The organism is Streptomyces massasporeus (genome assembly GCF_014648995.1).
GTDB lineage: Bacteria > Actinomycetota > Actinomycetes > Streptomycetales > Streptomycetaceae > Streptomyces > Streptomyces massasporeus.
In genome coordinates this window covers 1-10,406 of record NZ_BMSE01000044.1, presented here as the reverse complement: position 1 = coordinate 10,406, position 10,406 = coordinate 1, and the positions used below count along the sequence as shown (strand labels likewise).

1 protein-coding gene is annotated in these 10,406 nt (G+C 73.5%); it reads left to right on the top strand.

Annotated features, from left to right (window positions below; all coding sequences use genetic code 11):
• Positions 1-38: 38 nt before the first annotated feature.
• Positions 39-10,406: non-ribosomal peptide synthetase (locus IE153_RS40785; protein ID WP_268251979.1), on the top strand; the 10,368-nt coding region annotated here is incomplete at its 3' end.

Sequence of the window (10,406 nt, the reverse complement as noted above, 5' to 3'; positions counted from 1 at the left end):
GCAAAGCGCAGGGCCGGTTGGATCCGGATGCCGGGGTGATGGTGCAGGCGGTGTGGTTCGAAGAGTCGGGCCGGCTGCTGGTGATGGCACATCACCTGGTGGTGGACGGGGTGTCCTGGCGGGTGCTGCTCCCCGACCTCGCTCGCGCCTACGAGGGTGTGGAGCTGGAGCCGGTGGGCACGTCCTTCCGCCGCTGGGCACAGGAACTCACCACCCTCGACCGCAGCGATGAACTCCCCCTGTGGCAGGCGCAGTTGACTGGTTCGGGTCCGCTGTTGGGTGCCCGCGTGCTGGACCCGGGCGTGGACACGGCGTCGACGGTGGAGCATCTGCATCTGTCGCTGCCGGCGGAGGTGACGGGTCGGCTGCTGACGGAGGTCGCGTCCCGCTACCGGGCCGGTGTGAACGATGTGCTGCTGACGGCGTTCGCCCGGGCGGTGGCCGACTGGCGTGCCGACGCCTCGCGTGAGGTGCTGGTGGATCTGGAGGGGCATGGCCGGGAGAACGTGGTCGACGGGGTGGACCTGTCGCGCACGGTCGGTTGGTTCACCAGTCTGTTCCCGGTCCGTCTTGACGCGGGCGCGGTAGGTGAGGATCCGGGCCGTTCGCTGAAGCGGGTCAAGGAGCAGCTGCATGCCCTGCCCGACCACGGCATCGGCTACGGCCTGCTCCGCCACACCAACCCCGACACCGCGGAAGCGCTGTCCCAGTCGCCGTCTCCGCAGCTCGGTTTCAACTACCTCGGCCGCTTCGAAGCCTCCACCACCGATGAGCCCTGGTCCCTGATCACGGACGTGGATCTCGGCGACGGCCGTGACCCGCACATGCCCCTGACTCACGTGCTGGACCTGAACGCGGCCACCCTCGACACCATCGACGGCCCGCGGCTGAACGCGGACTGGTCCTGGCCCTCCGCCCTGTTCACCCACGACCAGGTGCAGGCCCTCGCCGAGGCATGGTTCACCGAACTCCGCGCGCTCGTGGCACACATCGAAGCCCCGCACGCCGGCGGCCTGACCCCCTCCGACCTCCGCCCCTTGGTGAACCTCACCCAGGACCAGATCGACCGCTTGGAGACGGACCACGGGCGACTCACCGACATCCTGCCTCTCTCCCCCCTCCAGCAGGGCCTGTTCTTCCACGCGGTCTACGACGAGCACGGCGAGGACGTCTACACCGTCCAACTCGCCCTCGACATCGAGGGTCCCCTCCGGCCCGACGCCCTCCGCGCCGCCGCCGAGACGCTGCTGCACCGGCACGGCGCCCTGCGGGCCGCGTTCCGGGGCGACGGTCTCGACACCCCCGTCCAGGTCATCCCCGCCGACGTCGAACTCCCTTACACGGAGATCGACCTGACCACGCTGCCCGAGGCCGAACGCGAGGACACCCTGCGTCGCTGGACGGCCGAGGACCGCGCCCGGCGGTTCGACCCGGCCCGGCCTCCGCTGCTGCGGTGCACGCTGATCAGGACCGGCGACGACCGGCACCGTTTCGTGCTGACGAACCATCACATCCTGCTCGACGGCTGGTCCATGCCCCTCCTCGTCAAGGAGCTGCTGACCCTCTACGGCACCTCCGGCGATGCCTCCGCCCTGCCGCGTGTGACCCCGGCCCGGGAGTATCTCGCCTGGGTGGCCGACCAGGACCGTACGGCCGCCGAGACGGCCTGGCGGCAGGTGCTCGACGGGCTCGACGAGCCGACGCTCGTCGCCCGGGCGGCTCGTGCGGCGGGGGCGGGTCCGGTGGTCCCCGAGCGGGTCACCGTCGATCTGCCCGCCGCCCTCACCGAGCGGCTCACCGAGTTCACCCGCCAGGGCGGTGTCACGCTCAACACGGCCCTCCAGGCCGTGTGGGGGATGATCGTCGGGCAGCTCACCGGCCGCGCGGACGTCGTGTTCGGCGGGACCGTGTCCGGCCGGCCACCCCAGGTGCCCGGGATCGAGTCCATGGTGGGGCTGTTCATCAACACGCTGCCGGTGCGTGTCGCCCTCGACCCGGCCGAGTCGCTCGGCGCGCTGCTGGACCGGCTCCAGGCGCAGCAGGCCGCGCTCATGGACCACCAGTACCTCGGGCTCACCGAGGTGCAGCAGGCGGCCGGGACCGGCGAACTGTTCGACACGCTGGTCGTCGTCGAGAACTACCCCCTCGACGCGGACGTCCTGGAGGTCGGAGGCGGTCTGACCGTCACCGGCATCGAGGGCCACGACGCCACGCACTACCCGCTGATCCTCACGGCTGTGCCCGGCGAACGCCTGCACCTGCGGCTGGACTTCCGCGCCGATGTCTTCGCGCCCGAGGCCGCGAACGGCCTGCTGGAGCGGCTGGTCCGGGTCCTGGAGACGGTTCCCGGGCAGGGCGCCACACCCGTCGGCCGGATCGCGCTGCTCGGTGCCGACGAGCACCGGCGGATGCTCGCCGTCCTCGACGCCACCGACGACCGTGAGGAGCCCGCGCACCGGATCGTGCCCCGGCTGTTCGCCGATCTCGTCGCCTGGTCCCCGGACACGGAGGCCGTGGCCTGCGCCGAGGGCTCGCTGTCGTACCGGGAGCTGGACGCACGCGCCAACCGGCTCGCCCACCGTCTGATCGCGGCCGGGGTGCGCCCCGAGGACCGGGTGGCGCTGCTGATGGAGCGCTCGCCGGACCTCGTGGCGGCCGTGCTCGCCGTCCTGAAGGCGGGCGGCGCATATGTGCCGCTCGACCCGCGCTTCCCCGAGTCCCGGATGCGGCACATCCTCGCCGAGACGGGCGCGGCGGTGCTGATCGCCGACTCGGCGCCGGCGGCCGCACCGTTCGCCGACGGTACGGTCGTGATCGAGGCCGGGCCTGCACTCGCCGACGGCCCCTTCCACGACCCCGCGGTCGAGATCCGGCCGGACCAGCTGGCCTACGTCATGTTCACCTCCGGATCCACCGGGCTGCCCAAGGGCGTCGGCGTCGCCCACCGCGACATCGTGGCGCTCGCCTACGACCGCCGCTTCGAGTTCGGGCACGAGCGGGTGCTGCTGCACTCGCCGACCGCGTTCGACGCCTCCACGTACGAGCTCTGGGTGCCGCTGCTCACCGGCGGCACGGTCGTCGTCGCCCCTGCCGGTGATCTCGACGCCGTGCGGCTGCGCGAGACCGTCACGCTGCACCGCGTCAGCGCGCTGTGGCTGACGGCCGGCCTGTTCCGGCTGATCGCCGAGGACGGGCCGGGGTGCCTCGCCCGGGTGAGCCAGGTGTGGACCGGCGGTGACGTCGTCCCGGCCGCCGCCGTGCGCCGGGTCCTGGAGGCCTGCCCGGGGCTGGTGGTCGTGGACGGCTACGGGCCCACCGAGACCACCACCTTCGCCACCACCTACCGCATGGACTCCGTCGCCGAGGTGCCGGACGCCGTGCCCATCGGCCGCCCCCTCGACGGCATGCGCGCCCACGTCCTCGACGCGGCGCTGCGTCCGGTGCCGCCGGGGGTGGCGGGGGAGTTGTATCTGGCGGGTGCGGGTCTGGCGCGCGGTTACCTGGGCCGGCCGGGGTTGACGGGTGAGCGGTTCGTGGCCGACTTCCACGGTCCGCCCGGCAGCCGGATGTACCGCACCGGGGACTTGGTGCGGTGGGGTGCGCACGGGCAGATCGAGTATCTGGGCCGTACGGACGACCAGGTGAAGGTGCGCGGGTTCCGGATCGAGCTCGGTGAGATCGAGGCGGTGCTGGCCCGGCACGCGTCGGTGGGTCAGGTGGCCGTGGTGGTCCGTGAGGACCGTCCGGGCGACCAGCGGATCGTCGCCTACGTCGTCCCCGCCGCCGACACCTCGGCCGCCGGCGCCCCGGACCCCGAGGAGCTGCGCGAGCACGCGGAGGCCGGAGTGCCCGGCTACATGGTCCCCTCCGCCTTCGTCACCCTGGAGACCCTGCCCCTGACCGGCAACGGCAAGGTGGACCGGCGTGCCCTGCCCGCCCCGGGCCCCGCGTCCGCCGCGGCCACCGGACGGGCGCCGCGCACCCCGCACGAGGACATCCTCGCCGGGCTGTTCGCGGAGATCCTCGGCCTGCCCGCCGTCTCCGTCGACGACAGCTTCTTCGACCTCGGCGGGCACTCCCTGCTCGCCACCCGGCTGGTCAGCCGCATCCGCTCGGTGTTCGGCGCCGAACTCGCCGTCCGTGCCCTCTTCGAGGCCCCGACCGTGGCCGCCCTGGCCGACCGGATCGCGGGCGCCGACCGGGCCCGTGCCGCGCTCACCGCACGGCAGCGGCCCGACGAGATCCCGCTGTCGCCCGCCCAGCGCCGACTGTGGTTCCTCAACCGCTTCGAGGGGCCGAACGCCTCGTACAACCTGCCGCTGGCGCTCCGTCTCACCGGTGAGCTGGACCCCGCCGTACTGCGGGCCGCCCTCGGCGACGTCGTGGCCCGGCACGAGAGCCTGCGCACCGTCTTCCCCGAGGTCGACGGCAGGCCCTGCCAGTCGGTGCTGCCCGCCGACGCCGCGGCACCGGCGCTGCCCGTCACCGACCTCACCGAGGACACCCTGCACGGCGCGCTCGCCGAGGCCGCCGCCGAGGGATTCGACCTGACCCGGCAGACGCCGCTGCGCGCCCGCCTGTTCCGGATCTCCGGCAGCGACCACGTGCTGCTCGTGGTGGTGCACCACATCGCCGGCGACGGCTGGTCACTCGCGCCCTTCGCCCGCGACCTGGGCATCGCCCACGACGCGCGCCGCTCCGGCCGGGCCCCCGACTGGGCGCCGCTGCCGGTCCAGTACGCCGACTACACGCTCTGGCAACGTGACGTCCTCGGCGACGAGAACGACCCGGACAGCCCGCTCGCCCGGCAGATCGACCACTGGAAGCACGCCCTCGCCGGACTGCCCGAGGAACTGCCGCTGCCCACCGACCGGCCCCGGCCGGCCGACGCCACGCACCACGGCGAGAGCATCGCCCTGCACGTGCCCGCGGAGGTCCACGGGCGGATCGTGTCCGTCGCCCGCGAGCACCGGGCCAGCGTCTTCATGGTGGTGCAGGCGGCCCTCGCCGCACTGCTCGGCCGCCTCGGGGCAGGGGACGACATCCCGCTCGGCAGCGTCATCGCCGGCCGCACCGACGAGGCGCTCGACCCGCTGGTCGGCTTCTTCGTCAACACCCTCGTGCTGCGCACCGACCTGTCCGGCGACCCGGGCTTCGCCGAACTCCTGGACCGGGTGCGCGAAACGGACCTGGCGGCCTACGCGCACCAGGACGTGCCCTTCGAACGGCTCGTCGAGGTGCTCAACCCGGCGCGGTCACTGTCCCGGCACCCGCTGTTCCAGGTGATGCTCGCCTTCCAGAACAACGCCGAGGCCACCCTCGACCTCGACGGCCCGCGCACCGAGGTAGTGCCGCTGACGCTCACCGCCGCCAAGTTCGACCTGCTGTTCTCCCTCCAGGAGACGTTCACCGCCGACGGCGGCCCGGCCGGACTCGACGGGGTCGTCGAGTACTCCGCCGACCTCTTCGACCGCGCCACCGTCGAGGCCATCGGCGACCGCCTGGCCCGGCTGCTCGCCGCGGTCACCGCCGACCCCGCCCTGCCGGTGGGCTCGGCCGACATCCTGACCCCCGACGAGCACCGCCGGGTCCTCACCGAGTGGAACGACACCGGCCGCGACCTCGCCGAGACCACGCTCCCCGAGCAGTTCCAGGCCCAGGCCGCCCGCACCCCCGACCGCCCGGCGGTCCTGCACACGGACGAGGAACTGACCTACGGCGAGCTCAACGCACGCGCCAACCGGCTCGCCCGCCGGCTGATCGCCGAGGGCGCCGGGCCCGAGACCTTCGTCGCCCTGGCCGTCCCCCGATCGGCGGACATGATCGTCGCGCTGCTCGCCGTCCTGAAGTCCGGCGCCGCCTATCTGCCGGTCGACCCCGGCTACCCGGCCGACCGCATCGCGTACATGCTCGACGACGCCCGCCCCACCCTCGTCCTCACCACCGGCGAGGCCGCCGCGGCACTCCCGTCCGGCATCCGCGCCCTCCTGCTCGACGACGACGGACTCCTCGGCTCACTGGCCGAGTTCGACGACAGCGACCCGACCGACGCCGACCGGGTGCGCCCGCTCGACCCGCGCCATCCCGCGTACGTCATCTACACGTCGGGCTCCACCGGCCGCCCCAAGGGCGTCGTCGTCCCGCACCGCAATGTCGCCGATCTCGCGGCCTGGGCCGCCACCGACATCGGGCCCGAGCGGCTCGCGGACGTCCACGCCTCGACCTCGCTCAACTTCGACGTCTCCGTCTTCGAGATGTTCGGCCCGCTGCTCTGCGGCGGCCGCATCGAGATCGTCCGCGACGTGCTCGCCCTGCTGGAGGCCGAGCCGCGCACCTACAGCCTGATCAGCGCCGTCCCCTCGGCGCTCGCCCACACCGTCGGGCAGAGCGGCGCCCCCCGCTTCGGCGCGGACCTGCTCGTGCTCGCCGGCGAGGGCCTGTCCGCGCACACCGCGGACACGCTCCGCACCGCCGTGCCCGGCTGCACTCTCGCCAACATCTACGGGCCCACCGAGGCCACCGTCTACGCCACCGCCTGGTACGACACGGGCGACACCGGCGCCGGCCGCACCCCGCCCATCGGCCGCCCCCGCCGCAACACCCGCGCCTTCGTGCTGGACGCCCGGCTGCGTCCGGTGCCGCCGAGTGTCGCGGGGGAGTTGTATCTCGCGGGTGAGGGTCTGGCGCGCGGGTATCTGGGCCGGCCGGGTCTGACGGCCGAGCGGTTCGTGGCCGATCCGTTCGGTGCGCCCGGTGCACGGATGTACCGCACCGGGGACTTGGTGCGGTGGGGTGCGGACGGGCAGATCGAGTATCTGGGCCGTACGGACGACCAGGTGAAGGTGCGCGGGTTCCGGATCGAGCTCGGTGAGATCGAGGCGGTGCTGGCCCGGCACGCGTCGGTGGGTCAGGTGGCCGTGGTGGTCCGTGAGGACCGTCCCGGTGACCAGCGGATCGTCGCCTACGTCGTCCCCGCCACCTCGGACTCCACGACCATCACGCCGGACCCCGTGGTGCTGCGCGAGCACGCCGCCACGGCCCTGCCCGAGTACATGGTCCCGTCGACCGTCCTCATCCTGGACGCCGTGCCGCTCAACCCGAACGGCAAGCTCGACCGGCGCGCCCTGCCCGCCCCGGACTTCGCCGCCGCCGGTGGCACGGGCCGGGCCCCGCGCACCGCGCAGGAGGAGACGCTGACCGAGCTGTTCGGGGAAGTCCTCGGTGTGGACCGGGTCTCCGTCGACGACAGCTTCTTCGACCTCGGCGGGCACTCCCTGCTCGCCACCCGGGTCGTCAGCCGCATCCGCTCGCTGTTCGGCGCCGAACTCGCCGTCCGCGCCCTCTTCGAGGCGCCGACCGCCGCCGCCCTCGCCCGGCTCCTGGGCGACGCGACGCGGGCCCGGCAGCCGCTCGCGGCCCGGGTGCGGCCCGAGCACGTGCCGCTGTCTCCAGCCCAGCGCAGGCTGTGGTTCCTCAACCGCTTCGAGGACCGCGCCGGCACCTACAACCTGCCCCTGGCCGTCCGCCTCACCGGCGCCGTCGACCCCGCCGCGCTCGAAGCCGCCCTGGGTGACGTCGTCGCCCGGCACGAGAGCCTGCGCACGGTCTTCCCGGAGACCGACGGCCGCCCCCGCCAGGAGGTGCTGCCCGCCGACGCGGCCCGGCCGACGCTGCACACGGCCGCGTTCGACGAGCACGCCGTGGCCGCCGCAGCCGCCCAGGACTTCGACCTCGCGACCGAAGTCCCCCTGCGCGCCCACCTGTTCACGGTCGCACCCGACGAGCACGTGCTGCTGCTCGTCGTCCACCACATCGCGGGTGACGGCTGGTCCATGGCCCCGCTCGCCCGCGACCTCGGCGCCGCCTACCGCGCCCGGTGCGCGGGCCGCGCCCCCGAACTCCGGCCGCTGCCCGTCCAGTACGCCGACTACACGCTCTGGCAGCGCGACGTCCTCGGCGACGAGGACGACCCGGGCAGCGAACTCGCCCGGCAGGTGGCCTATTGGCGGCACACCCTGGCCCGGCTCCCCGAGGAGCTGAGCCTCCCGGCCGACCGGCCGCGCCCCGCCGAGATGAGCTTCCGCGGCGACACCGTCGACCTGTGGATCCCCGCCGACACCCACGGCCGCCTCAGCGCACTCGCCCGGGAACAGCAGGCCAGTGTCTTCATGCTGCTCCAGGCCGCCCTCGCCGCACTGCTCGGCCGGCTCGGCGCCGGGGACGACATCCCCCTCGGATCCCCCATCGCGGGCCGCACCGACGAGGCACTGGACGACCTGGTCGGCTTCTTCGTCAACACCCTGGTGCTGCGCACCGACCTCTCCGGCGACCCCACCTTCCGCGAACTCGTCGACCGGGTCCGCGAGACCGACCTGGCGGCCTACGCCCACCAGGACGTGCCGTTCGAACGGCTGGTGGAGATCCTCAACCCCGAGCGCTCCCTCGCCCGGCACCCGCTGTTCCAGGTGATGCTCGCCCTCCAGAACAACGCCGAGGCCACCCTCGGACTCGACGGGATACGGGTCGACCCTCACCCCGTCAGCGTTGACGGCGCCAAGTTCGACCTGTCCTTCCAGCTGGCGGAGCACGTCACCGACGACGGCACACCCGCCGGACTCGGCGGCCGCATCGAGTACGCGACCGACCTCTTCGACCGCGCCACCGTCGAGGAACTCGCCGGTCGCCTGGCCCGCGTCACGGCCGACCTGGTCGCCGCGCCCGACCGCGCGCTGTCCGAGGTCCCCGTCCTCACCGACGAGGAGCACCACCGCGTGCTCGTCGCCTGGAACGACACCGAGCGCCCCGCGGCGGACGAGACACTGCCCGCACTCTTCGAGCGGCAGGCCGCCCGCACCCCGGACGCCACCGCGCTCGTCGCCACCGACCGGCGCCTCACGTTCGCCGAACTCGACGCGCGCGCCAACCGGCTGGCCCGGCTGCTGATCGCCCAGGGCATCGGCCCCGAGCAGTACGTCGCCGTGGCCCTGCCCCGCACCGCCGACCTGGTGGTCGCGTTCCTCGCCGTCACCAAGGCGGGCGCCGCCTACGTACCCGTGGACCCGGCGCACCCGTCCGGCAGGATCGCCCAGCTGCTCCAGGACGTGGACAGCAGCGCGCTGCTCACCACCTCCGCCACCCGGGAGACGTTCCCGGCCGGCTGCGGCGGACTCCGCGTCGACCTCGACGCCCAGGACATCGCCGACGCCCTGGTGGCCCTGCCCGCCACGGCGCCCGACGACACCGCCCGCACGACCCCGCTACGGCCCGACCACCCGGTCTACGTCATCCACACCTCCGGATCGACCGGCCGGCCCAAGGGCGTCGTCGTCGCCCACCGCAGCCTCGTCAACCTGTTCCACCACCACGTCGACGAGCTGTACGCGGCCGAGATCACCGACGCGGGCCGCCCGCTGCGGGCCGCCCTCACCGCAGCCGTCTCGTTCGACGCCTCGCTCGACCCGCTGCTGTGGATGCTCGCCGGGCACGAACTCCACCTCGTCGACGACGACACCCGCCGCGAATCGGACGCGCTCCTCGCCTACGTGGGCGACCACGGCATCGACTTCATGGAGCTCACCCCCTCCTACGCGGAACAGCTCCTCGAAGCGGGCCTCGTCCGCGACCCCGAAACCCGCCCGAGGATCCTCGCCCTCGGCGGCGAGGCCGCAGACACGGCCCTGTGGCGGGAACTCGCCGACACCCCCGGTGTCACCGGCTACAACCTGTACGGCCCGACCGAGACGACGGTCGACGCGCTCACCACCCGCACGACCGAGACGGCACGCCCGCTCATCGGCCGGCCCGTCACGAACACCCGCGCCTACGTCCTGGACGACCGGTTGCGTCCGGTAGCGCCGGGTGTGGCGGGGGAGTTGTATCTGGCGGGTGCGGGTCTGGCGCGCGGTTATCTGGGCCGGCCGGGTCTGACGGCGGAACGTTTCGTGGCTGACTCGTTCGGTCCGGCGGGCTCCCGGATGTATCGGACGGGGGATGTGGTGCGCTGGACCCGCGAGGGTGAGCTGGAGTACCTGGGCCGTTCCGACGATCAGGTGAAGGTGCGCGGCTTCCGTATCGAACTCGGCGAGATCGAGACCGTTCTGCGTCGCTACGAGGACGCCGCGCAGGCCGCGGTCGTCGTCCGTGAGGACCGGCCCGGCGTGAAGCGCCTCGTCGCCTACGTCGTGCCGCGCAGCGGCGAACTCGACGTCGCCGCGGTGCGGGCTCATGTGGCCGCGGTGCTGCCGGAGTACATGGTGCCGGCGGCTTTTGTGGGGCTGGGTGAGTTGCCGTTGTCGGTGAACGGGAAGCTGGACCGGCGGGCGTTGCCGGTGCCGGAGTTCTCGGGCACGGGCGGGGGCGCGCTGCCGGGTACGCGTGAGGAGGAGCTGCTGTGCGGGCTGTTCTCC